Origin of the sequence: Psychrilyobacter sp. (genome assembly GCF_049671765.1) — a bacterium.
Lineage (GTDB): Bacteria > Fusobacteriota > Fusobacteriia > Fusobacteriales > Fusobacteriaceae > Psychrilyobacter.
Map to the genome: position 1 here is coordinate 19,953 of NZ_JBATVM010000058.1, position 24,413 is coordinate 44,365.

Sequence of the window (24,413 nt, forward strand, 5' to 3'; positions counted from 1 at the left end):
ATCTCAATAAAAATTATCATTTTATATTTTATAATTAAAACCCCTTTAAATATTATATTTAATTTTTTCCTTATATCTTCTCAACGCATCTTTATATGCCACAATAAATGCTTTTTTTGAGGCTCCAAAATACAAATCATTAATCTTTTCAATTATTTTTTTTTCATCTGTGATCTTCTCTCCTACAAACAGACACTTTAGAAAATTTTTAGTTATCTCCAAAACTAAAGATCCTTCCACCTCTAAAATTTCATCTGTATTTGGATCGACTATCATCCCTAAAGCAAAGATTCCATATATTTTTGTTATAGCTGATTTTTCATGTGCTTTCCCGTACCCAGACACGTATATATTTTTCTTCTTCAATTTATCCCCCTTATTTTTCAAAAAAAAATCAGACTACTCCCATGAGGAAGTAAATCTGACTCGAATAACTTAATATCGTATATTCTAAGATATCTTACTTTTTTATAATAGATATAATTTTTTTAATAATTTTTTTCATTTTGGTTCACTTACGATTAATAATAGTTTAAATCTATGATTTTGTCAACTTTTTTATCTCAATTTTTAAATTAAACAATATATTCTTGTAAATTATTTCTAGCTTTCACAAAGTTATATGACTCTAGAATAAAAGTATCATAACCTCCTAAAATATTCAGGTATATAATTTTTATCTTCTATGGCTGTGTCTATCTCTTCTAAAATACGTTCTCTGTCTTTATTTAATATCCCCTCTAAACTAAGATAGTTGGAAGCATGATTTACTCGAAATATTGTTTTTTTCACGTCCAGATTTCCTATCAAAAGTTTTGTTTCTAATAAGATCTCTTCAGGATTTAGTAACTGAATTTTATTATCCTTTACATCGTTATAAAACGGTGTGCCTTCTTCTAACATCAAAGTAAGTAAAGATAGAAATTTTGGTTTTACTTTACTTAGTAGTTTTGCTGACTCTATAGCGTGTTCATAAGTCAATTCTTTCCCCCCTAATCCTGAGATAATCATTATAGAAAGTTTTATTCCACTCTCTGAAACTTTCATCAGTTGCTTTTCCATCTCACTAGTGGTTATTCCCTTGTTTATTTTTTTCAATATTTTATCACTGCCACTCTCTATTCCTACATAGATTATATTTAATCCTTCAGAATGAAGTGACTTTAGTTCCTCCACAGATTTAGTCTTCAAATTATTAGAATGAGCATAGATCCCTATTCTTTTAATATTTGGCATTTTACTTCTAGTCCTTCTGATTATCTCAATAAGTAGTTCGGTTGGAAGTAACATTGCATCTCCATCAGCTAAAAAAGCTTTGGTATAAAAATCATTGGTATAAGCATCTATATCAGCAAATATTTCTTCTTTTGACTTCATCCTAAATGATTTGTCCTTATACATAGAACAAAAAGTACATTTATTATGAGAACACCCTACGGTAACTTGTAAAATTAGACTATTAGCCTCACTTGGTGGTCTAAATATTGCTCCTTCATATGGCATAATTGCCCTCCTATATCATTCATTTTCTCTTAGTATACCATAAAGAAATATATTTATTATTACTAAAAAGGGGATTAAACCCATTACTTGGTTTAATCCTCTTTTTAGTAATAAATCACTCTTTAACTTTCATTTAATATTCTTTCTAAATCATATTTAGAATGTCTAAGATCTATTAATTCTCCAGTAATGTTATGCTCTCCATTATTTAAATTATCATTTATTTCTGAATAATAATTTATTTTTATCTCTAGTATCTTTTTAGATACCTCAGATAACTTTTCTTTTTCTCCATACTTTTTAACATCTCTAAAAGCCTCAACTTTTACATTCGTTAAAAACTTAAATAATTCACTTGAATCATTCATAATATTCCTCCTTATATTTTTAATTTTCTTACTACTTCTCTAACCTCGTCTGTTATTACAAATAAACATTTAATAATCAGTATTTCCTCTTCATAATATCTATAGTAAAAATTATAACCACCACCTATTTGTACTTTATCTCCTGTTACTTTTTCTATTCTTTTTTGCATTTCATCCGATACACGAAGTCTCTTCTTTAACTTTCCATTCTTTATTATATCTTTTTTTATTTCTTCAAATTTTATTGATTGCGACATTTTTTTATCAAGATCATCACTATCTTCTTTTATAGACAATCTCTCACCTTCTTTTTTTATTTCTTCAATTTTATTTTTTTTATTCCTAAGATATTTATAATTATCTTGAATTTGTATCCACATCAGAGATTCAACATAAGAAGTTTCAAACCAATCATATTTATAAGTTATTTTTATGATTTTTTCTAAATAATCAAAAATCTCTAAATAATAACCCCATTTTATTTCATAATGTCTTTTATTGTAATAAACCTCTTCTAGCATCTTGTCTATTTTTTTTAATTCTTCCAATATTTTTTCTTTATTTTTTTCAATAATCACATACTTTCTTTTATATTCAATCCAATAATAAAATAATGCACTCATTGATGATCCTAATAAAACATTATAAAACATATCTAATGTTTCATTTGAGTAGTTTAAAGATATATTTAAAATTAATTTTATTATAAACATAAATACAAATATAAAAACAAACCCACCAAATAATTTATATTTTTTCCGATATCTATTAAATATATCCACTTCTTTTTTTAAATCATTTATTAACTCCAAAATTCTACCCCCTTCTATATTATTCAACACAATTATTTCTACCCCGCAAATACTTAAAATCCTTTTAATACTGTAACTAAAAAAGCAGTAAATCCAATTAGATTTACTGCTTTTTTTATATTTTAACTCTCATATCCTACCTCAGTTTCTATAAAAGTCCGCCTCTCCTCGTTGAAGAGAGGAGTTAGAGGTGAGGTCTAGAGTGTCTTAACTGTCACTCTTGTCATACGGCTTCCCAGAACTAGCTGGTGCCACTGCCTTCCCTACTACCCCTGCTAAGGCTAATAGTGTAAGGATATATGGTAACATTTGAATAAATTGAGGTGGTACCCCAGTTACATATTGCTGAATTAAAGTTTGTCCTGCATCTGCGAAACCAAACAGTAAACTTGCTCCTAATACTCCACCTGGTGTCCACTTACCAAATACTAAGGCTGCTAAGGCTATAAATCCTCTACCTGCTGACATCTCTTTAGTAAATTGTGATAATGCACCAATAGATAAGTAAGCTCCTCCAAGACCAGCTAACAGCCCTGACATGATCACTCCAAAATATCTTACATTTAATACATTGATACCTACTGTATCTGCTGCTAATGGATGTTCTCCAACAGCTCTCATTCTAAGACCCCATACTGTTTTATAAATAAACCAGTGCGAAGCAAAAGCAATTGCATAGATAATAAATACTATTATAGACATCCCAAAGAATGTCGCTGTTTTAGGTACTGTAGGAGTATTTCCAGATTGATTAAATAATACTCTTAACATAAACACTGTAAATCCAGATGCGAACAAGTTAATTGCTACACCTGATACTACTTGGTTTCCCTTGTATTTAATACTAAGGATTGCATGAAGTAATGCCATGATTCCACCGGCCAACATTCCACCAAGAATTCCAACATATGGATTTCCTGTATAATATGAAGTTACTGCTGCTGAAAAAGCACCCATCAACATCATTCCCTCTAATCCTATATTTACAACACCTGTAAGTTCAGAGAACATTCCCCCAATTGCTGTAATTAATATAGGAGCTGCTTGTCTAATTGTAGCTAAGATTAAACTTATAAAGATAGACATTAGTTACTCACCTTCTTTTTTTTATCTAGTATTGTATGAAACATATTCTCTGCTGCAATTAGTAATATTATGATAGCTTGAATAATTATTATAATTTGACTTGGGATAGATGTATTAAATTGCATAGACCTACCTCCAGTTCTAAGTGCTGCAAATAATATAGCTGCAAATAGTGCTCCTATTGGTGAGTTCTTACCAAGTAATGCTACTGCGATACCATCAAAACCATAACTTCCCATGATTCCTTGTCTATATGTATATTGTCCTACTCCACCAAGGATTCTTTCAGCACCTGCTAATCCAGATAATGACCCTGCTATTCCCATGGCAAGTAATATTCTCCATTTTACATTTATTCCTGCATTTTCAGAAGCTAAAGGATTGAGTCCCACAGCTTTGATCTCATATCCAGTGATAGTCTTTTCAAACATAAACCAAATAAGTATAACAGCTATTACTGCTATAATAAATCCTACGTTAAGTGCTACTTTCGTATCTGGCATTAACATAGCTAATCTACTACTTTCAAATACTGGAGGAGTTTGTGGACTTGGTCCCATAGGTCCACCAGCTTTCAATGGATAATTTAATCCATATTGTTCAAAATTTAAAGCTATATAATTTAACATGATAGTAGATATTACTTCATGTACTCCTAACTTTGCCTTTAACCACCCTGCAATTCCTGCCCAAGCAAAACCTGCTGCTGCTGCTATGATGAGTACTACGAATACATTATTTATTCCACTATTATGTACAAAAGCTCCTACTGCTGCTGCTGCTAATCCACCCATTACAACTTGACCTTGAGCACCGATATTAAATAACCCTGTTTTAAAAGCTACCAAAACAGATAACCCTGTAAATATCATAGGTGTTGCTTCTAAGAGTGTTCTCGCAATGGCTCTACGACCATCAAAAGCTCCTGTAAACAGATAGTAATATGCTGTTAACGGATTTTCTCCTAAATAAGCGATTATTCCTGCTCCTAAAAGTAGCGCTAAGAACACTGCTAAGATAGGAACTAATAACCCTTGTAATTTTCTATTCATTATAACTTCCCTCCAGCCATTAAGATTCCGATCTTTTCTTCAGTAGCGTCTTCTCTGTCTAAAATTCCTGTAACCTCTCCACCACACATAACTGCTATTCTGTCACTTAAGTTTAAGATTTCAGACAATTCTGCTGATACCACCATTACTGCTTTCCCAGTTTTCTTTTCTTCCAAGATCAACTTATGGATTGCTTCAATAGCACCAATATCTACTCCCCTTGTAGGCTGAGAAGCTATAATGAAATCATGTTTTTTCTCCAATTCTCTAGCTACAATTATCTTTTGTTGGTTACCACCTGATAATTTTCCAAAGGCTGTTTTTGTTCCTCTAGGTCTTATATCATGAGCTTCCATAAAAAATTCTGCTTCTTTTTCTAATTTTTCTACATCTAATAATATCTTATTTTTTGTAAATTTTTCTCTATGTACTCCAAAAGCAAATGTATCCCTAACTGAAAATTCTGATACTGCCGCTCTTGTATGTCTATCTTCTGGTACATGAGCTAATCCAGCTAATGTAATATGTCTAGGAGTTTTTCCTGCCAAATCCTCACCATTTAGAGTAAATATTCCAGATTCGACCTTTCTTAATCCTGTCATAGCTTCTACAAGTTCAGATTGCCCTGATCCTTCTACGCCTGCGATCCCAAATACCTCTCCTGCTTTTATATCAAAAGATACCTTTTTTACTGCCAGTAATCCTTTGTTATTTTTTACATTTAAATCTTTGACCTCAACTATTTTTTCACCAATAGTAACTTCTGGTTTTTCAGTAGTAAATAAAACTGGTCTACCTACCATGGCATTTGCAATTTTTTGCTTTGTAGCATCTTTAGTTTCGAAATTAGCTACATCTTTTCCCCTTCTGATTACTGTTATATTATCTGAAATATCTAATACTTCTTGGAGTTTATGAGAAATAAATATAATAGTCTTACCCTCTTCAATAAGGTTATCCATTATCTTATATAATTCTTTTACCTCTTGAGGAATTAATACCGCTGTTGGTTCATCAAATATAAGTAAGTTAGCTCCCTTAAATAATATCTTTAAGATCTCTACTCTTTGCTGGATACCAACTGAAAGATCTGATATTATAGCATCTGGATCTATTGCTAAACCATATTTTTTAGATACTCTCTTTACATCTTCACGAGCCTTATTTATGTCGAGGTTCATCCCCTTAGTAGGCTCTACACCTAATATCATATTTTCTGCAACTGTTAAGGTAGGCACTAACATGAAATGTTGGTACACCATCCCTATTCCTAATTTAGCTGCTTCTCCAGGACCTTTTATATCTGTCACTTTTCCATTTAAAGATATTGTTCCTGATGTAGGAGTATATAGTCCATTTAGTATTTTCATTAATGTAGATTTTCCAGCACCATTTTCTCCTACAATAGCATGTTTTTCTCCCTCAACTATGTTTAAAGTGATATCATCATTTGCTACGACTTTTCCGCCTAAAAAAGTTTTTCTCATATTTTTCATTTCTAAAATATAGTTTGTCACTCTGATCCTCCTAGACCCCGTTATATTTTACCCTCTCTCACCTATTAGTACTCTCTCCCTAGCTAGGAAAAAAAGGATTTTACTTTATCCTATTTTTTTTACTATATTTACTATCCAGTTACAAAAATTTTCCCCAGCTTTTTTTGCTACATTCACTACGTCTTCATGAGAATGTGCTTTTTTTGCTATTCCTGTAGCCATATTTGTGATACAAGATATTCCTAATACATCTATCCCTAAGTAATTTGCTACAGTTACTTCTGGTACTGTAGACATTCCTACTGCATCTGCTCCCATAGCAGAAAACGCTCTTATTTCTGCTCCAGTTTCATATGTAGGCCCTGTATTTCCTAAATATATTCCTTCTTTATAAGCTATACCTAAATTATCTGCAACTTCCTTAGCCAAATCTCTAAGGTATATCTTATAAGCTTCTGTCATATCTGGAAATCTTGGTCCAAATCTATTATCATTTTTACCAATAAGCGGATTAGTTCCGAATGCATTAATATGATCAGTTATCAACATCAATGTTCCTGGCTTATAGCTTTTATTGCTCCCACCTGCAGCATTACTAACTATTAATTTTTCAATTCCGAACTGTTTCATTACATACATGGGATAAGTTACTTCTTTCATATCGTATCCCTCATAAAAATGAAATCTTCCCTTCATTGCTACTACTTCTACTTCACCAATTTTACCAAATACTAATTTACCATCATGACCTGCCACCGTTGATACAGGGAAATTTGGAATATCGCTATAATCTATCTCCATTTTTTCATCTATAAAATCTACTAAGTTTCCTAACCCCGAACCTAATACTATAGCTACTTTTGGTCTATATTTCGTTGTTTCTTTTAAAAAAATTGTTGTTTCAAGTACTTTACTATACATGAATTTACCTCCATTTAAATTTTTAATATATATCCTTTAGTTATTTCTTTTAAAGCCCATTTTTTAAGATCCAAAATTACCAGCGAGACTAAAACCCCAAACCAATCAACCTAGTTAATTTTCAGCTAATGACTTTCTATAAACAGTTTTTATATTATACTAAAATTTAAAGAGCAAGTCAAAGCTATTCCGCTTCATTAACTGACAACAAATCTTATTAATAATAATTCGATAGGAAACAGCACTTTTTCTAAACAAATGATACTGTTTAAAAACAAAAATAAAAAGGACACAAGTCCTTTTTATAATTCGATTTTTAAAATAACAAACGTCATGTCATCTATCTGTTCTTTCTCTTTCACAAATTCATTTAAAGAAGCTAGAATCTCTATTTTTATTCCTTCAGCAGTCATATCATAATTTTTACCTATAACTTCCTTTAATCGTTCAATTCCATAGAGTTCTTTACTTGGGTTTTCAGCTTCTGTCAATCCATCAGTGTAATATAAAAGGACATCTCCTTTTTCTAACTTTACTTTCCCCATCTTGTAATCATAAAACTCTAAAAACCCTATTGCAACGCCTTTAACATTTTCCTCTATAACTTCTCCTGTCTTAGCTTTATACAAAATAAGAGGATTATGCCCCGCATTGGAGTAATAAAGTGTTTTAGTTAAAAAATCATACTGACTATGAAAGATCGTAACGAACATATCTTCACTTATATCTGGATAAATAATATCATTTAGATCTGTTAAAACTTCTAATGGATAAGAATCCTTATATTCTAACGTTTTTAATACTGATCTTATTAAAGCCATCAAAAATGCTGCTGGAACTCCTTTCCCACTTACATCTCCTATAGTTATCCATAGTTTATTATCTCCTGAAAGAGAATAGTCATAATAATCTCCTCCTACTTCCTTAGCAGGATTAAAGTACTGGGCTATCTCAACACCATTTATGTCTCCTAGTGACTGAGGTAGTAATTTTTTCTGAATATTTGAAGCAACTTCTAGTTCATTATCTAGACGTTCCTTTATTATCAACTCTGAATATATCAATGCATTGTTTATTGCAATAGCTACCTGAATAGCTAAAGCTGAAATTGTTGCTTCATCACTATAACTAAGTTTTTCTCTATCTTCTACAATATATATTACTCCTAATTCCTTTCCTTTTACTACTAAATTAGAAATCACTATGCTCTCATCTTCTGTAGCTTCTATAGATTTAGATATCTGAGTATATATATTTTTATAATCGCTTCTATTATATTTAGCTAATTCTTCCAAAGGAAAACTTATATTTCCTTTGTTTATAAATTTACCCTTAGTTTGCTTTAATTCCAATTCTCCATTCTTCCATAAGTATATTGCTATTTTTTTTACCCCTGTCAAAACAAAGTAAGCATCTAGGATAACCCCTATAATCTTATTTAATTCCAAAGTTGATAGAACAGTCCTAGCGACTGCATTTATATTAGATAAATTTGCTACTTTTTTTTCTAATTCTTCATTAGAATATTCCAACTGAGCTGATTTTTTTAAAAGAGAATCATATGTAACGTTGAGTTCTTCTTTAAATTCTTTTAATTCTTTTACTGAATTATTCAGTTGTGCTTCTTGAAATCTTATGGTTTTCACCGTTTCTTCATAGGACTCTTTAAGTTCGTCCATTATCTCTATATAATCTTCCCTTTTCCCTATTTTTTCTATAAGTGTATGCATCTCATCTATATTTTTTCTTTCATTTTTTTTCAGTAAAATGATAGACAATACTCCGACTATAAAAACAATTAAAACATATTCCATTATTTTTCCTGCCTCTCTTTATAAGATTTGGGTTTTAAAAAATCATCTATTAAAAACTCTTCGTCTATATTCAATAGATCTTTCAAAAACACTTCTTTTACTTTTATCTCTAGATTATAACCATCATAATAATTAACACCGTATTTTCCACCATAAAAAAAGATATACTTTCCATCTGAAACAGTATAACCATTGTATAATTTGTTTTCTACCACTACTATTTTTGAATCAAATTTTAGTTGATTCCCCATTATTTTTTTTACGTCTCTTTCTTTTATAGAGTTTAAGTATAGATATCCTTGTTTTCTAAATATTTTAGGAGTTAAATCTGTAGCTCGGTCTATATAAATATCTTTCTCCTGCCAATATTCATTTTTATTATCAGTATAAGGTTCCTCTATTTTTAAAATCAAATTTAATTCTACTTGTTCTACTATTTTAAATAAGTTTTTCCTTTTATCTTCCATCTGCAAAACAAGTTTTTCCTTATCTAATTCTGTATAATTCATCCCGCTATTAAATTTCTTATCACTTTTCATTATTTTTTTCCAAAAATAAACCTGTTTATTTAAATAATATTGAGTTCTCCCGATTTTTTCATCTAATTTTATTATTACTTTTTTATCTATATTATCTCTATCCACTTGAGACAATTCCGATGCAGATTTTAAAAAAGCCACCTCTTCTGGAAGAATATAGCTATTTTTCAGATGAATAATATCATCTTTAAATTCTTGAGAGTACATAATATTTATAGTTGAATCATAAACCAATAATTTCCTCATAAGTATGTCAAAGTCATTATAAAATTTAATTTTTTCTTCATATTTTTCAGGATAATTAATACTATAAAGAGTCAGTTCATAATCTCCTTTTTTTATCTCCTTTACAAATGGCGCACTATGGGATCTTTCCTTTATCTTAGATATCCCTGTACAGCCAGTAGTGCTCAGTGCCAATACTAAAAGTAATATATATTTATACACGTCTTTTTTCTCCTTTCTTTTCCTAATTTTTTTTATTTTTTTTCTAAGTAGTTCTAATAACCATCGTAACATGCTGGAGTCCATTAAGACCAATTTATTCTACTTGTTTTTTTATCTTTTGAGCCAATTCATCTATATCAAATGGCTTTTCTACAAAACCTTGAATTTCCACTCCTAAGTTTTCTACGACTTCCTCTAAATGACTAAATGCCGTCAAAATAAATACTGGAGCATCTGTTAGCTCTCTTAATTTTCTCATGGCATCTAATCCATTCATTTGAGGCATCTGAATATCCATAATGATAAGATCAAAATTTTGCTTTTCTATCATCTGCAAACCAACTATAGCAGTCTCTGCTTCAGAAACTTCAATATATAGATCTTCAATTATCTCTCGAAGTAACAATCTAATGCTCAATTCATCATCTATAACTAACACTTTTTTCATTTTTACCTCCCCCCCATTGCATTTAACGAAACTTATAACAAATAAAATTAATCTAAAACTTTCTTTATTTGTCTTGCTATTTTATCTGGTACGATTTCTAATAATTCTTCTAAAGTTGCTTCTTTTATCCTTTTTACTGATTTAAATCTATTAAGGAGCTCCATTTTTCTTTTTGGACCAATTCCTTGAATTCCATCAAGCTCACTAGATATTACCCTTTTTTTACGTAAACTCCTATGGTAAGTTATTCCAAATCTATGAGCCTCGTCCCTTAATCTTTGTAATATCTTTAGAGACTCTGAATTCTTAGGGAAAATATAAGAACTAGTCTTTCCTGTTTTAAAAACTTCCTCTTCCCTTTTAGCTATACTAATTATATCTACCAAATGATCCTTTCCTAACTTAAGTAAAACTCCTTCAACAGCATTTAATTGCCCCAGCCCACCATCTATCAAAATTAGATCTGGAAAATCTATTTGAGCTAATTTAGAATATCTTCTTTGTATAACTTCCTTCATCATATGATAATCATCAGGAGTATCTTTAGTTTTTATCTTAAATTTTCTATAATTTTTTTTTGATATTCTTCCTTCTACAGCTACACTCATAGCTCCTACAGCATCTTTTCCTGAGATATTTGATATATCAAAACATTCTATTTTCCGAGGAAATTTATTCAATTTTAAAGTTTCATAAAGAACTTTCATTCCCTCTTCCAATATACTTTTTTGATTATGATATTTTTTAATCTCTTCCTCTAGATTGAGATACGCCATCTCTAAGAGTTTTTTTCTTCTGCTCTTTACCATAGGAAAATATAGTTTTAAATTTATATTAAGAAAACTTTTCCCCCAGCCCTCTAATATTTCTTTTTTTTCTACAAACAAACTATCTAGAATTATATTTTTAGGCATCTTTTCACTAGAATAATACCTTAAAAAACTTTCAACCAAAATGTCATCATCTATAAATATATCTATTTTCAAATTATTTATTCCTATAATCTTCCCATCTCTAATTTTTAATATAGTCAAAAATAATATATTTCCATCCTTTCTGCAAACAAATACATCCTCATCTATATTTTTTAAAACTTCTGTAACTTGTGTTTTCATTGAATTTTCAATTGCTTTAATCTGTTCCCTATACTGAATAGCTCTTTCAAATTCCATAGACCTACTAAATCTATCCATATCCTCTTTTAATTGTTTTAATAACTTATCTCCCCTACCCTTTAAAAAGTATTTGGCATTTTCACTACTTTCTTTATAACTTCTTTCTATTTCCTTATAAACACAGGGACCCATACATCGATTCATATAATATTTCAAACACGGTTTAGGATATGTTTTTTTCATATCTCTATTACAGTCCCTTATTTTAAATATCTTTACAAGGGTTTTTAATAAAAAACCACTCCCATTGGGATATGGACCAAAATAATCTCCATTTTTAATATCTAAATCTTTAGTCCTCCTAATAATAGATATCTTAGGAAACTTCTCTATAGACATCTTAATATAGGGATAAGTTTTTTGATCCTTGAGGAGGATATTATATTTTGGCATATATTTTTTTATTAAATTATTTTCTAAAATCAGTGCATCTAGTTCACTCTTACACACTATAAATTCTAGATTTTCTATATGGTCCACTAATTCCATTGTTTTTTTATCTGTATGGATCTTTTTAAAATATGAGGAGACTCTTTTTTTTAAATTTTTAGCCTTCCCTACATATATTACCCCTTTTTTCCCTTTCATCAAATAAACTCCAGGAAGATCTGGAATTTCATATTTGTCTATTAAAGACTCCATTTCTCCTTCTCCCTATGATTTAATAATACTTTAATTTTTTCATTTTTATTAAAATATTCATAAAGCTTACTAGCTATAGTCACCGATCTATGTTTCCCCCCACTACAACCTATCCCTACAGTCAGATGTGTTTTCCCTTCTTTTATGAAATGAGGTAATAAAAATTCTAACATTCCCTCTATTTTTTCTAGGTATTCTTTACTGCCACTTCCATTCATTACATATTCTTGAACAGCCTTATCACTTCCATTTTTAGGCCTTAGTTCTTCTATATAATATGGATTTAACAATGATCTTGTATCAAACATCATATCTAGGTCTATAGGGGCTCCATATTTGAATCCAAATGTAGTTATAGTTAACACTAAATCTCTTATTTTTTTATATTCTAACCTATTTTTTAAATTTTCAATCATTTCTTTAGGGGTAAAATCACTGGTATCTATTATTATGTCTGCCAATTCTCTTATTTCAGATAACATCTTCCTCTCTAAATAAATATTTTCCACAATAGAATTGGATCTTTTTAGGGGATGAGATCTTCTAGTTAAATTATATCTATTTAAGATTATTTCATCCTTAGCATCTAAATAAAGTATCTTATAAGAAACTCCTTCTCCCTTTAAATTTTCCAATAATTCTAAAAATTCATCTGTCCTTTCAAAGGACCTTATATCCATGCCTATTGCTATTTTTTTTATTCTTTCTCTATATACAGATAACTTAGATCCATCTATAAAAAAACAAGGCATATTATCTATGGTCATATATCCTCGATCTTCAAAATAATTAAGTGCTGTTGATTTTCCTGCGCCACTCATTCCTGTTATAATAAATATTTCCATCTTCTCACCTCAAACAATTTTATACTTATATATTATCAAAATAAAGCTCAATTTAATAGATAATAAAAAAAAGACCTCATAGAAGTCTTTAAACAAGCCCTGACCTACAGCCCTCTGTATAGTTTTGGTCGCCTGGTTCAAAAAAGTGGTAGTCAGATATATATAACATACAGTATCCGTAGGGGCTCGTTATACCCTCGTGATTTTTCTGATGTATTATACACAGCGCCGACTCCGGCGACGACATTAGGCCCAAAACATCAAGATAGTCGCTAATAGGTAAGGTCTCTTGTTAATTTAATAATACTACAAGATATTGGTCGTGTCAATATTTTTTTCTTAGAAATTTATTAGAAATTAAGTTTTATTTATGCTCACAATACTATTTAAAAGAAACTCTCAACGCTACCAGTTAATTATATTATAAATTTAACCTTTATCCAAAAATCCATAATCATTATATTATATGTCTAGGAGATATCTCATAAAATTAATATATACTAGAAATAATATACTTAGAGGGATACTCATTTATTCTGTTCTTGAATTTTTTAACACTTTTGTATTTTAATTTTTCTCTGCATAAAAATAAACTAACATATCACTATATTAAGAAAAACCATAAATATTTAGCAGAATAATTTTATGAACTTTATAAAGGCCCCTTGTCCTTTTTCATCTCTTTTATACACTCCTGCATGTTCTAATACTTTGGAAAATACCAAGCCTACTTCTTCATGTAAAATTTTCTCTATGTTGTCTACTGTAAGATCACTATATTTTCCTTTAATTTCTTTTGCCCAGCTCAGGTGTTTTTCTATTATTTTATTATTTTCTATCTTTTCTATATAATTATCTTCCAAAATAACTTCCTCTAATATAACTAATTCCTCCTTGAGCCTCCCTGGGAGCACTGCTAACCCCATGACCTCAATAAGACCTATATTTTCTCTCTTTATATTATGAACCTCCTTATGGGGATGAAATACCCCTAATGGATGCCTCTCTGAAGTTCTGTTGTTTCTCAAGACTATATCTAACTCAAATAGTCCATTTTTCCTCCTAGCAATTGGAGTTATTGTATTATGGGATTCACCTTTGGTCTCAGCAAATATACCGACCTCTTCATCTGAATAATTTCTCCAAGTGTGAAGTATATCATCCGCTAATTTTGTTAAATCTTGAGTATTTTCAGAAGATAATCTTATTACCGACATAGGCCACTTTACTATTCCACCCTCTATATTTGGATATTTTTTAAATTTAACTTTTTTTTCTATAGGAGCCTTGGCCATGGCAAATTCATGATTTCCACCTTGAAAATGATCATGAGATAAGATAGATCCTCCTACGATAGGTAGATCGGCATTGGATCCTATAAAATAATGTGGAAATTTTTCTACAAATTCTAGTAATCTCACAAAGGTAACCTCTGAAATTTTCATTGGTCTATGATCACTTGAAAATACAATACTATGCTCATTGTAATATACATAGGGAGAATACTGTAAAAACCACTCCTCCCCTGTTAATGATAGTGGTATTATCCTATGGTTTTGTCTAGCAGGGTGATTTAATCTCCCTCTATATCCTTCATTTTCCTTGCAAAGCACACAACTAGGATAAGAACTACTTTTCATATGCTTTGCAGCAGCTATAGCTTTAGGATCTTTTTCTGGTTTAGATAAATTTACAGTTATCTCTAATTCTCCATATTCTGTAGGAGAATCCCAGTGCATATTTTTCGCTATCCTTTCAGTTCTTATATAATTAGACGCCTTAGACATTGCATAATAATTTTCAGTGGCACACTTTATCCCTTTTTTTTCTGTATTTTCATAGAACTCTTTTATTACTTCAGATGGCCGTGGCATCAAACATCCCATTAATTTAGCATCTAAAAGATCTCTGTAGGTCACAGTACCTTCTAGTAATTTATTATTTTCTTCAGCCCAATTCAATATATTTTCTAAAATTTCTACAGGATTTTCTAAAATTTCTATTTTTACTTCTATCCCTTTAAAATCGTCTATTTTCAAGACTTCTAAGATAGAATTTCTAATATATATTAGATCCATTTTATCTAATAATTTTTTTTGTATCCCATATTGTAGGAGACGTTCTATCTCATAATTTATATCTATCAATTTTCTCCCCCTTTATTTTTTTATTTCTTCAATTAATTGTTAGTAAATACATATCTAGTTACAGACTTATATGGATGATTCGGTGTGTATATAGTCGTTTTAAATTTATCTACATTAATATGATTTGGCAAATCTTGTGTCTCAAGACACACTCCTAATCTAGGTTTAGCCATCACTCCACAAGATAATTTTCCTTCATTATCTCCTAGATGATTCCCTGTATATAGCACTACTGATTTTTGATCTGTATATACATCTAATTTTCTACCTGTTTTTTCATGAAACAGATAAATTTCTAACTCTTTTTCTTTTTTTAGAATAAATGGGTGGTCATATCCCTTGGCAGATCTCAATTGAAGATTATTTGAATCTATATCTTTTCCTATTTTTTTAGGAGTTTTAAAATTAAACGGCGTTTCTGTTAAATCAAAAGTTTTTCCATGAGGTATAGAGTTTTCATCTAAAAATGGAATCCTATCTGCATATATATATAACTCATGATTCAGTATATTATCCTGACAATTCCCTGAAAGGTTAAAATAGGTATGATTTGTAATATTTAAAATAGTATCTCTATCAGGCGTTCCTAAATAGGATATTTCCAAAGTATCATCTGATAGAGTATATCTCACATTAAATTCTACTCTTGCAGGAAAGCCCTCTTCCATATGGGGACTTGTATAGAACAATTCTACTCCGTTTTTTATTTCAGAAACATTCCAAATTCTCTTATCTAAACCTTTTATTCCTCCATGAAGGTTATTTTCACCATTATTTTTAGCTAAATTATATCTAACTCCTCCTAATTTAAAACTACCACCTTCTATCCTCCCTGCAACTCTTCCTGTTATGGCCCCAAAATGAGGTGATTTCTCCTCATAATCTATGATTTTATTATAACCTAGGACTATATTTTCTTTTTTCCCATCTTTATTTGACATAAAAATTTCTGTAATTATTCCCCCATAATTTAATATACCAATTTCAAGCTTGTCATTTTTTAATATATATTTAAAAACTTCTTCTCCTGTTTTTAAAGTACCAAATTTTGTTTTTAATATTTTCATAGTTATACATCCCACCTTTAATAAACTTAAATTAGTTCTCTAGCTCCATCTCCAATACTAGCAACATAAAAATCTGCTGTTAAACCTATTTCATCTTTATATTTTTCACCTATATTTTTTATAAAACTATCTATATTTTTATTCTTTACAATATTTACCGTACACCCTCCAAATCCTGCTCCTGTCATCCTGGCTCCAATCACTCCAGTTTCATTCCATGCCAGTCTAACCATAGTATCTAATTCTATTCCTGTAACCTCATAATCGTCTCGGAGTGAGATATGAGATTCATTCATCAATTGCCCAAACCTTTGAATATTTCCACACTCCAACTTCTCTACAGCTTCAATTGTTCTTTGATTTTCATAAACTGCATGGCGAGCTCTTTTCCTATCAATTTTATTTTTTATTAACTCTTTATTTTTTTCAAACTCTTCTATAGTTAGGTCTCCTAGAGATTTTATGTTTAATACAGTCTGAAGCTCTCCTAAAGCTCTTTCACACTCTTCCCTTCTCTCGTTATAATTTGAATCTGCTAACCCCCTTCTGACATTTGTATTGGCTATTATAATAGAGGCATCCCCTAATTCTACAGGTGCATATATATATTCTAGTGTGTTACAGTCCAGTAACATTGCTCTGTCTTTCTTCCCCATTCCTATGGCAAATTGATCCATTATTCCACAGTTTACACCTATAAACTCATTCTCAGCTTTTTGACTGATCTTTACCATCTCTATCATCTCTATTTCTATTTTATAAAGTTCCTTTAAGATCACAGATGTCAAAAGTTCCACAGATGCTGATGAAGATAATCCTGCACCATTTGGGATATTTCCAAAAACTAACATATCAAAACCTGTTTTAAGATCATATCCACTATCTTTAAAAATCTTTATCACACCTTTAGGATAATTAGCCCAATGATCTCTTTCATCGTAAACTAAATTTTCTAAATCTACTTCAATTACTCCTACCTCTTCAAAATTATTTGAATAAAATCTTAATTTTTTATCTTTTCTAGGTCTAACTACTCCATAGGTTCCAAATGAAAGAGCACATGGAAATACATGTCCTCCGTTATAATCTGTATGTTCACCTATTAAATTTACCCTTCCAGGTGCAAAAAAAGTTTTTATCTCTCCTAATCCAAATTTTTCTTTAAAATCATTTATTAATTTTTTTAACATTTTTATTTCCCTCCTTTTTTATACTTTATTAACTAAGTTAATAAAGTTGTTTTATGATATATTTATATGCTTTTTTCTTTCAAAAGTCAAGAAATCTTTTTTAGTTGACTTATTTTTTCTTTAAACATATAATTTCAGTATATGCCATTAGTTCTTTATAATCTTTAAATCTAATTTCAAGGCAAATAAAAAATATACTTTAGGAGTTATTATGATCAAACGAAAAATGGGAAATTCAGACCTAATTAAAAGGATAAACATCTCAAATATTATAGAAATTTTAAAAACTCAAGGATTAAAATCTCGAGCTGATTTAGCTATTTTAACCGGTCTCACTCCTGCTAGTATAACTAAATTAACAAAAAAATTGATAGATTTAGATATCCTTATAGAATCTGGAATTGGTGTTATTTCTGGCGGAAGACCACCTATTTTATTAGATATCAATCCTGATGCTGGCTATATTTTAGGAGTCACTCTATCCCCAAATAAAATCAAGGGAATTTTAACTGATATCAATGGTACTATCTTATTTAAAGAAATCATTCCATTGGAAAATAGGGATAAAGAACATATCTTAAATAATTTATTTACCCTTATTTCTAGTCTTGTAGGTCGTGTAAACAAAGAAAAAATATTAGGGATTGGAATTGCTCTCAATGGAATGGTAGATTATGTAAATGGAATTTCTATCTTTTCTCCTCACTATAAATGGAGAAATTTTGATCTCAAAGAAATAGTTGAAAAAAAATTCTCCCTCCCTGCTATTATCGATAACGATGTCAGAGCTATGGCATTAGGAGAACATAAAAGTGGAGTAGGGATCGATGAACATAATTTTATAGTTATTAATATCGGTGAAGGAATTGGTGCTGGAATTATTCTCAATAATAAACTCTATCGAGGTGAGGGCTACAGTGCTGGAGAAATTGGTCATATAACTATTGAAAAAAATAGTATTCATCCATGTTCATGTGGAAAATTTGGGTGTCTAGAAGCAATTATTGGAAGTAAAAGAATATTAAGTTATGTGAATTCTGAAAAAGGAAAATCCTATATAAATGATCCTAGTATAGAAAAAATATGTGATCTAGCACTAAATGGTGATATTTTTTCAATAAATATATTAGAAGAAATTGCAGAAAATCTTGGATATGCGCTCTCTTTTTTAGTCAACCTCTTAAATCCAAAGGTAATAATCATCGTTGGAGAGATAAATAATGGAGGAGAATTATTTTATAAAAAATTAATGAATAAAGTAAAAAAATACTCCTTAAAAACTTCTACATCTGATCTAAAAATTATACCTTCCAAATTAGGAGATAATGCTTCGACTGTAGGAGCTACAATCTTGGTCTATGAAAATCTATTTAAAGGAAGAAAAATTTTGAAGGTATAATTTAATTAGAAAAAGAGCTAGAAAATCAAAATGATTTTCTAGCTCTTTTTCTATAATCTCCTAGTATAATTCAGGAAACATTATTCTTTCTACACCTTCTATGATTATATGTAAAATCATCATATGGATCTCTTGTATTCTATCTGAAGTCTCTCCAGGAATAATAAATTCATAGTCACAGATTCCCTTTAACTTTCCTCCATCTTTTCCTAAAAGAACACAAGTAGTCATTCCTAATTTTTTAGCTTCTTCTACTGCTCTTATTACATTAGCAGAGTTTCCACTAGTAGATATTCCAATAAAGAAGTCTCCCTCTTTACCATAAGCTTCTACACCTCTAGCAAATATTTCGTCAAAACCAAAATCATTTCCAACGCAAGTTATATGAGATGAATCTGAGATTGCAATTGCAGGAAGTGCTCTTCTATTCCCCTAAATCTTCCTGTAAATTCCTCTGCGAAATGAAGTGCATCACAATTACTTCCACCATTTCCACAGATAAGTACTTTATTTTTATTTATAAAAGCTTTTGCTAATTTCTTAGCAACTACCTCTGTTAATTTTTCTTCTTTTTCTTTTGTTATAAAATCTTTTAATAGATTTAATTCAATTTCATACGACTCAATTAAATTCATATTTTTCTCCTTTTTACTCTTTCCTTGTTAATGTTTTCCCAATTGACGAGTACGATTTTTTTCTAATTATAAAAAAATTACGATGTCAAAAGGAAACCTATTGCTAATTTTTCTAGCTTTAGTTTCTTTGTCACATTTAAAATTTATTCTAACTAGAATTAATTTTGATATTCGTGAATCGAGAAACTATAAAAAGGAAGAGTCTTATATTATTTTAAAGTTCTTAGTAAAATTTATAAACTTAATTATCTCAAGTAAACTTCTTTTGTCCTTTGTGATAGCTATTTGATATCCATCTGATACTTCATCTATTTTTTCAATAACTTTAAATTCTCCTGATTTAACCTCATTATAGACTGTATAATAAGGTAATACTACATTCCCAACTCCTTCTCTAACAAAAGATTTGATCATGCTCAAACTTCCAGTGATTGGGATTTTGCTTTTAAACTCTATTTCATGATTATTTTCTATAGCTGTTACAGCTTCATTATGCTTTAATATTTGCTTACGTATAATAAGAGGAGTATCCGCAACTTCCTTGATATCTCTATAATCCTTTGCACTAATTAAACATAAAGGGAACTTGCCTACGTCTATAATCTCTAAATTTATATCTGTTATATGAGTTTCATCGATGATGGCTATATCTATGTCTCCATCTCTTAGCCTTTCCAAAATTTCCTTCTTTGAAGCTATCAATATATCATATTCTATCTCTTGATACACCTTAGAAAACTCTTTCATCAGTTTTGGCAACAGTGGCTCTCCTATAATAGTTGTAGCTCCTATACTTATTCTAGCTCTATCTACTTCCACTATTCTTGCCATCTCTTTCTCTACACGTTTAACCTTTTGAAAAATATCCTCACTCATTTTGTATAAAACTTCTCCTGAATAAGTTAACTTTATTTTCTTTGAACTTCTATCAAATAACTTAGTCCCTAAAAGTTCTTCAAATTTTTTAACCTGTATAGAAACTGCCGATTGATTTATGTATAAATTATGTGCCGCTTTTGTAAAACTACATTCTTTAGCAACCTCATAAAATATTCTTAAATAATGTAAATCCAATTTTCCCCACCCCATTAATTTGATTATATTTCAGTATACTACACATCTATATTCTTATTCAATAACTAATTTGAATAATATAATCTTCCGCCTAAAAAAATTCTAAATATCTTTTTTTCTTTTAGATTTTCATGCATTTTTTATAATAAAATGTTATAATTTACTCAATATAAATTATTTAGGAGGAGGCCTTATGAAAAACTCAATATTTTTATTTTTTTTCTTGATATTGATTAGTACCACTACCTTTTCTAATGGGTCAACTACCTCTAAAGGTATTAAAACTATTGAGATCAACGGAAAGTATATTAATCTTAATATTATTTCTTATACTGGCGAAGAGATAATATTAAATCAGTTATCAGATAAAAAAAATCCTATATTAGAGGAAGAGATAACAAAAGATATTTTACAATATAATTTAAGTAATGATAAGAAAAATAATCTTTTTAAAACTAAGATTAAATTTGATCTTTTGGTTCCTCAAAATAGTAACTTTAAATATCTTATAAAAACTACTAATAGTTCTATATGTGTAAATAAAATAAATGGAAACTTTTCTATAAATAATTCCAATGGAAAGATAGAGATAGATAACCTCGTTGGAACTCTCAATATTATAAACTCAAATAATGATGTTAGACTATCCAATATTGTAGGAGATATCTATGTAAAAGGTCTATTCAGCCGAGTAATTACTGAAAACACCTTGGGTATCCTTAACATTAAAACTACCAATAAAAAAATTAAAATTAAAAATGCTGAAAAAATAGGAAATATTTCTACATCCAACGCTTCTATTTTAGCAGAATTTGAAGGTATTGTCTCAAATTCAAAAATAGCTACTTCAAACCACAATCTTGCTATAAAAATACCTGAAAATCATGACTTTGATTTTTCTATTTTTGGAGATTTAATCCATATAGAAAATGAATTCCCCCAATTAAAGACTAATAAATTTTTAATCCTAGGGACATCTAATGGGACTGTAAAAATTAAAAAGAAGTAGAAGAAGGAATTATCCATCTTCTACTTCCCTTTTTTTAGCCTTTAACTTTTATTGCCATTGCTTCATATGGTCTTAGTTTCCTATTTCTGATTACATCATTATAATTTGAAATAATTATTTCTTCACCTTTTAAATCTTTCATCTCTGAAATCACTATCTCTTTATCTGTCATATTAGCAAACACATAAAGTTTTTCCCCTTTGTATTCTCTCATATATGAAAAATGTTCTTTAGATTCCCTATCTATCAAGTCAAAAGTTCCATTTTTAACAAGTTCCATTTTTTTTCTTATTTTTATTAACTCTTTATAAGTATAAAATATAGAATTTTTATCTTCTAACGCATCTTTCACATTTATTTTTTTATAACTTTCATTGACAACTATCCATGGTTTCCCATCTGTAAATCCAGCATTTTTACTATCATCCCATTGTATTGGTGTTCTAGCATTATCTCTAGAAATATTTTTTATATTTTTTAAGACTTCCTTTTCATCTTCTATTTTTACTGCCGTGTCAAAATAATTTATAGCTTCTACATCTTGCATCTCTTCCCTAACCCAAGGTCGATTGATCATTCCAATCTCTTCTCCTTGATATATATATGGCGTTCCTTCCATTAAATGAAGTAAGATTGCTAACCCTTTTCCTGAAACTTCCCTAAATTCTTCCCTATCGTCTCCAAATCTAGATATTGCCCTAGGTAGATCATGGTTATTATAAAAAAGTGAGTTCCACCCTTTATTATGCATTCCTTTTTGCCACTTTTCAAAAATTGCTTTTAACTTTAATAGATCAATAGATGTACTCCATTTATCTGGCCCAAACATAGTATGCTCAAATGTAAAAATTGTTGAAAATTCAGTATTATTTAAATTAGAATATTTTTTAGCATGTTCTAAATCAGCTGACCAAGTTTCCCCTACAGTAAAAGTATCCTCATAATTTCTATATGTAGCATTGGCCATCTCTTCTATATATTCGTGAAGTTTTGGACCATTAGACATCTCACATCTTTCCCATACCTTACTGATCATGTCTATAACATCAAATCTAAATCCTTTTACACCTTTTTTTAACCAAAAGTTCATCATCTTATATGTTTCTTCTCTTACTTTATCGTTATCCCAATCCAGATCAGCCTGAGTTTTATCAAAGTTATGCAAATAATATAGATATAAATTTTCAATATATTCCCATGCATCTCCACCAAATATTGACGTTACAGGATGAGCTTCTACAAACTCTTTATCCCTAAAAACATAATAGTCTTGATATTTTTTATCCCCTGCAAGAGCTTTTTCAAACCAAATATGTTCTGTAGATGTATGGTTAGCTACTATATCCATAAGGATTCCCATACCTTTTTCTTCAGCTTGGAATAAAAGTTTATCAAAATCTTCCATAGTTCCAAAATCTGAATCAATCTGATAATAATCTGCAATATCATAACCATTATCATTTTTAGGAGAATTATAGATTGGAGTTAGCCATAGAAGATCTACTCCTAATTTTTCCAAATAATCTAATTTACTTATGATTCCATTAATATCTCCCATTCCATTACCTGTGGTATCCATAAAACTCATAGGGTATATCTGATATATGACTTTATCTTTTAAACTTTTTTTTTTGTTTTTCACAACTTATTCCCTCCTAATATTTTGTTTGTGACGCTATTATACCCTATAAATTAAAAAACTTGTAAAAAAAAACATGTCTTTATGTTTTTTTTCACAAGTTTTAATTTAAAATATTCAAACCTTTTTATATTAAATTTTTAGGAAAGATCTACGTTTTTACATCCAAATAGATACGTAAGGATAAATCCAGAAATATATGCAACTATTAATGCTGATACATATAAAATTATTGCTATTAATACTCCGCTATTTGATGTCATAGCAAACGAACCTAAGATTCCTGAAGAACCGAATACAGTGTTTAATCCAAAGGTAAAGCCCATCTGAGACATGATACCTATATATACTCCCCCAATTGCTCCTCCTGCCATAGATGTAAAGAATGGCTTTACTCTAGGCAATGTAACGCCGTATATCAATGGCTCTCCTATTCCTAATATCCCTGGTACAATTGCTCCTCTGATATTTTCTCTTAAGTTAGAATTTTTAGGAGATTTTACATAGAGAGCTAGTGCTGCTCCTACTTGACCTGCTCCTGCCATGGCTAATATTGGAAATAATGAATTCATCCCAGTTGTTTCTACTAACCCTTGATATACTGGCACAAACCCTTGATGTATACCCATCATAACCGATGGAAGGAATAATCCTGCCAAGATCCCTCCTCCAATTGGATTCCCATTTAGGTTTGCAAAGGCATAGTTCATGAGGCCAAATAATTTAAACGATAATGGCATGATCAATGTATAAGTTAATGCTCCCATACCTAATAAGGTAATTATAGGAGTGGTAATTATATCTATTGGTTCCCATGAAAATTTATTTCTAATAAATGTTTCAAATTTAGCCGCAATTATTGTAGTAAACAATATTCCTATCATTCCTCCACGAGGTTCAATATTTTGACCGAAGAACTCTGCCATACCACTGTTTCCACCATCACCATAGCCCAGTAAGAAAAGTCCTGACAACATTCCTCCTATTACTCCTGACCCTCCAAATGCTTTAGTAGCATTAAAACCTATCATTATATACATAAATTTAGTCAGTGATTTATTGAAAACATTTATATAATTTACCCAATCACCTGTTATATTTAACT

General features: G+C 29.9%; 21 protein-coding genes and 1 pseudogene. 2 read left to right on the forward strand and 20 right to left on the reverse strand.

The genetic code is table 11. From position 1 onward, the window contains the following. Positions 1-45: 45 nt before the first annotated feature. From WBG30_RS02885 to WBG30_RS02960, 16 genes are all read right to left on the reverse strand, one after another. On the reverse strand, positions 46-366 hold the full coding sequence (locus WBG30_RS02885; RefSeq protein ID WP_424503143.1) for a DUF3870 domain-containing protein: 321 nt from the start codon (positions 364-366) through the stop codon (positions 46-48). 276 nt (positions 367-642) lie between these two features. Beyond that, positions 643-1,503, reverse strand: a complete 861-nt coding sequence (locus WBG30_RS02890; protein WP_424503144.1) for a radical SAM protein — start codon at positions 1,501-1,503, stop codon at positions 643-645. A 122-nt stretch (positions 1,504-1,625) separates the two neighbouring features. After that, positions 1,626-1,871, reverse strand: a complete 246-nt coding sequence (locus WBG30_RS02895) for a hypothetical protein (RefSeq protein WP_424503145.1) — start codon at positions 1,869-1,871, stop codon at positions 1,626-1,628. Between the two features lie 11 nt (positions 1,872-1,882). Continuing rightward, entirely contained in the window at positions 1,883-2,683 is an 801-nt protein-coding gene (locus WBG30_RS02900; protein WP_424503146.1) for a hypothetical protein, read from the reverse strand. Between the two features lie 207 nt (positions 2,684-2,890). After that, entirely contained in the window at positions 2,891-3,769 is an 879-nt protein-coding gene (locus tag WBG30_RS02905) for an ABC transporter permease (protein WP_424503147.1), read from the reverse strand. Further along, the gene (locus WBG30_RS02910) at positions 3,769-4,821 is read right to left on the reverse strand and encodes an ABC transporter permease (protein ID WP_424503148.1); all 1,053 of its coding nucleotides are present in this window, start codon (positions 4,819-4,821) and stop codon (positions 3,769-3,771) included. The genes WBG30_RS02905 and WBG30_RS02910 overlap by 1 nt, the downstream gene beginning before the upstream one ends. Then, entirely contained in the window at positions 4,821-6,338 is a 1,518-nt protein-coding gene (locus tag WBG30_RS02915; protein WP_424503149.1) for an ABC transporter ATP-binding protein, read from the reverse strand. The genes WBG30_RS02910 and WBG30_RS02915 overlap by 1 nt, the downstream gene beginning before the upstream one ends. A gap of 84 nt (positions 6,339-6,422) precedes the next feature. Further along, positions 6,423-7,238 (reverse strand): purine-nucleoside phosphorylase, encoded by an 816-nt coding sequence (locus WBG30_RS02920; RefSeq protein ID WP_424503150.1) that lies wholly within the window; start codon positions 7,236-7,238, stop codon positions 6,423-6,425. Between the two features lie 302 nt (positions 7,239-7,540). Then, entirely contained in the window at positions 7,541-9,052 is a 1,512-nt protein-coding gene (locus WBG30_RS02925; RefSeq protein ID WP_424503151.1) for a SpoIIE family protein phosphatase, read from the reverse strand. Further along, complete coding sequence (locus WBG30_RS02930; protein ID WP_424503152.1) at positions 9,052-10,038, reverse strand: hypothetical protein; 987 nt, start codon at positions 10,036-10,038, stop codon at positions 9,052-9,054. Before WBG30_RS02930 ends, WBG30_RS02925 begins: the two co-directional genes overlap by 1 nt. A gap of 94 nt (positions 10,039-10,132) precedes the next feature. Further along, a complete protein-coding gene (locus tag WBG30_RS02935; protein ID WP_424503153.1) occupies positions 10,133-10,486 on the reverse strand; it encodes a response regulator in 354 nt (117 codons plus the stop codon). A gap of 47 nt (positions 10,487-10,533) precedes the next feature. Next, positions 10,534-12,303, reverse strand: coding sequence for an excinuclease ABC subunit UvrC (gene uvrC / locus WBG30_RS02940; protein WP_424503154.1), 1,770 nt, complete (start codon positions 12,301-12,303; stop codon positions 10,534-10,536). Beyond that, positions 12,291-13,148 carry an RNase adapter RapZ gene (rapZ, locus tag WBG30_RS02945; RefSeq protein WP_424503155.1) on the reverse strand — a complete coding sequence of 286 codons (858 nt, stop codon included), beginning with the start codon at positions 13,146-13,148 and terminating at the stop codon, positions 12,291-12,293. The genes uvrC and rapZ overlap by 13 nt, the downstream gene beginning before the upstream one ends. 629 nt (positions 13,149-13,777) lie before the next feature. After that, positions 13,778-15,292 (reverse strand): UDP-glucose--hexose-1-phosphate uridylyltransferase, encoded by a 1,515-nt coding sequence (galT, locus tag WBG30_RS02950; protein WP_424503163.1) that lies wholly within the window; start codon positions 15,290-15,292, stop codon positions 13,778-13,780. A gap of 35 nt (positions 15,293-15,327) precedes the next feature. After that, positions 15,328-16,362, reverse strand: coding sequence for an aldose epimerase family protein (locus tag WBG30_RS02955; RefSeq protein WP_424503156.1), 1,035 nt, complete (start codon positions 16,360-16,362; stop codon positions 15,328-15,330). Between the two features lie 26 nt (positions 16,363-16,388). Further along, positions 16,389-17,552: a galactokinase gene (locus WBG30_RS02960; RefSeq protein WP_424503157.1), complete on the reverse strand. Its 1,164-nt coding sequence runs from the start codon at positions 17,550-17,552 to the stop codon at positions 16,389-16,391. Positions 17,553-17,763: 211 nt separating this feature from the next. On the opposite strand from WBG30_RS02960, the gene WBG30_RS02965 reads away from it, so the two are divergent. Further along, entirely contained in the window at positions 17,764-18,951 is a 1,188-nt protein-coding gene (locus WBG30_RS02965) for an ROK family protein (protein ID WP_424503158.1), read from the forward strand. 60 nt (positions 18,952-19,011) lie between these two features. Here the strand turns inward: WBG30_RS02965 and gmhA are convergent. Together gmhA and WBG30_RS02975 are read right to left on the reverse strand one after the other, a co-directional pair. Continuing rightward, positions 19,012-19,586, reverse strand: a pseudogene (gene gmhA / locus WBG30_RS02970) (D-sedoheptulose 7-phosphate isomerase). A 204-nt stretch (positions 19,587-19,790) separates the two neighbouring features. After that, positions 19,791-20,660 (reverse strand): LysR family transcriptional regulator, encoded by an 870-nt coding sequence (locus tag WBG30_RS02975; protein ID WP_424503159.1) that lies wholly within the window; start codon positions 20,658-20,660, stop codon positions 19,791-19,793. Between the two features lie 193 nt (positions 20,661-20,853). Between WBG30_RS02975 and WBG30_RS02980 the strand changes: the two genes are divergently transcribed. Next, positions 20,854-21,669 carry a hypothetical protein gene (locus WBG30_RS02980; RefSeq protein ID WP_424503160.1) on the forward strand — a complete coding sequence of 272 codons (816 nt, stop codon included), beginning with the start codon at positions 20,854-20,856 and terminating at the stop codon, positions 21,667-21,669. Between the two features lie 34 nt (positions 21,670-21,703). On the opposite strand, the gene WBG30_RS02985 is transcribed toward WBG30_RS02980, so the two are convergent. Together WBG30_RS02985 and WBG30_RS02990 are read right to left on the reverse strand one after the other, a co-directional pair. After that, positions 21,704-23,311 carry an alpha,alpha-phosphotrehalase gene (locus WBG30_RS02985; RefSeq protein ID WP_424503161.1) on the reverse strand — a complete coding sequence of 536 codons (1,608 nt, stop codon included), beginning with the start codon at positions 23,309-23,311 and terminating at the stop codon, positions 21,704-21,706. 137 nt (positions 23,312-23,448) lie between these two features. Then, positions 23,449-24,413 (reverse strand): PTS transporter subunit EIIC (locus tag WBG30_RS02990; RefSeq protein ID WP_424503162.1); only part of this gene is annotated, 965 nt, incomplete at its 5' end.